At 68.8% G+C, this 1,607-nt stretch carries 1 protein-coding gene; it reads right to left on the bottom strand.

What is annotated here, in order from left to right:
• Nucleotides 1-165: 165 nt before the first annotated feature.
• The gene (locus tag ACRDPS_RS15400; RefSeq protein WP_431502527.1) at nt 166-1,563 is read right to left on the bottom strand and encodes an NAD(P)H-quinone dehydrogenase; all 1,398 of its coding nucleotides are present in this window, start codon (nt 1,561-1,563) and stop codon (nt 166-168) included.
• Between the last annotated feature and the right edge of the window lie 44 nt (nt 1,564-1,607).

The following is a 1,607-nucleotide window of genomic DNA, read 5'->3' as shown; positions in this document are numbered from 1 at the left end:
ATCGCAGCCACCCTCAACCAGCGACCCCGACCCACCCTCGACCTAGAGACCCCAGCACAACGCATGGCCCACTTGCTAGCCTCAGCAGCCTGAGTCCACGTTGCTTAGACCGATTGACCTTCCCGACTTCTCGGCCTGCAGAACTGACGCCTCGGCCGGCGGGGACTACTCGACGTGGTGGAGGCGGCGGGCAACCTCGGCGGTGGAGCCGGAGATCGAGGGGTAGACGGTGAAGGTGTTGGCGATCTGGTCCACGGTCAGGCCGGTGGATACGGCGAGGGCGATGGGGTGGATCAGCTCGGAGGCGCGCGGGCCGACGACGACGCCGCCGATGACGACGCCGGTGCCGGGGCGCGAGATGAGCTTGACGAAGCCGTCGGAGATGCCCTGCATCTTCGCCCGCGGGTTGCCCTTGAGGTCGAGCCGGAGCGTGTCGGCGACGACCTCACCCGAGTCGACCTGCGCCTGCGAGTAGCCGACCGTCGCGATCTCGGGCGAGGTGAAGACGTTGGCCGCGACCTGCTTGAGGTCCATCGGGATGACCGTGTCGCCCAGGAAGTGGCGCATCGCGATCCGGCCGGCCATGGCGGCCGTCGAGGCGAGCATGAAGCCACCGGTGCAGTCGCCGGCTGCGTACACGCCGTGGGCGGAGGTACGCGACACCTTGTCGGTGCGGATGAAACCGCCCTCGTCGAGCTCGATGCCGGCCTCCTCCAGGCCGAGGTCCTCGGAGTTCGGGATCGAGCCGAGCGCGAGGACGCAGTGGCTGCCGGTGACCTCGCGGCCATCGGTGAGCTTCACGGTCACAACATCGCCGGACCGGCTCACCGACTCCATCCGGGACTTGCCGAGGATGTTCATCCCCTGACGCTCGAGTACGTCCTGGAGGACCGTGGCCGCGTCCGCGTCCTCACCCGGAAGCACGCGATCACGCGAGGAGACCAGAGTGACCTGGGCACCGAGGTTGAGGTAGGCGCCGGCGAACTCGACACCCGTGACACCCGAGCCCACCACGATCATGTGCTCGGGCAGCTCGGTGAGGTCGTAGACCTGCTCCCAGGTCAGGATCCGCTCGCCGTCGGGCTGCGCGGTCGGCAGCACCCGCGGCCGGGCACCGGTGGCGATCAGCACGGCGTCGTTGTCGATCGCCTCCTCGCCACCCTCGGTCAGGGTCGCGACCACCTGGCGCTTGTCGGCGTCGATGCGTCCGGTGCCCTTGACGACCCGGATCCCGCGGCGGGTCAGCCGACCCTCGATGTCGCCCGACTGAGCCAGCGCGAGGGCCTTGACCCGCTCGTTGACCAACCCGAGGTCCGCGGTGAGCTCGGTCGCCGGGTCGCCCTGGTGGTCACGGAAGTTGATCCCGAGATCGCGGGCCAAGGTCATGTCCGACATCAGCTCGGACGTCGCGATCAGGGTCTTGCTGGGCACGCAGTCGGTGAGCACCGCACTGCCACCAAGCCCGTCCCGATCGACCACAGTGACCTCCGCCCCCAGCTGCTGAGCGACCAACGCCGCCTCATACCCCCCAGGACCCCCACCAACAACAGTCACCCGCGCCATAGAGACATGATCCCACGCGGTGTGCTGCCAGGGGTGCGCTGGGG

The sequence above is a fragment of the Nocardioides sp. genome (genome assembly GCF_050699375.1).
Classification (GTDB): domain Bacteria; phylum Actinomycetota; class Actinomycetes; order Propionibacteriales; family Nocardioidaceae; genus Nocardioides.
This window is presented reverse-complemented; position numbering and strand designations above follow the sequence as displayed.